Below are 346 nucleotides of genomic sequence, written 5' to 3'. Positions count from 1 at the left end.
CAAACTGGCATTTAAAGCCTGTACCCCCAGCATGTTGGGGCTGCCACACTCAAAGCGTTTTGCGTCCTTTGCTGGCGTCCATTCGGGCGAGTCGTAGTTGCCGCGCTGTTCGATCATATGCCAACCGAATTGATTGATCTTCAGTGTTTCGATATGTATGCCTTTCACATAGAAAAGCGCTAAACCTTCGGCGGCCATCATCCACTTATGTCCATCGGCAACAATGAAATCAGCATCGATTAAGGTTTGATCGAAAGGTAATGCGCCCAGACTTTGTATGGCATCCACACAAAGGAGGCATTGTTCTGCTTTGCATAGCTGGCTAAGAGACGGGAGGTCAATTGTA

Annotated in this window: 1 protein-coding gene; it reads right to left on the bottom strand. The window is 48.3% G+C overall.

The annotated features are described in order from the left end of the window. The coding region (locus A3756_RS03925) for an aminotransferase class V-fold PLP-dependent enzyme (RefSeq protein ID WP_156490250.1) at window positions 1-346 on the bottom strand (346 nt) is incomplete at both ends.

The sequence above is a fragment of the Oleiphilus sp. HI0086 genome (genome assembly GCF_001635225.1).
Note: the sequence above shows the minus strand (reverse complement) of the source record. Positions and strands in the feature narration are given on the sequence as shown.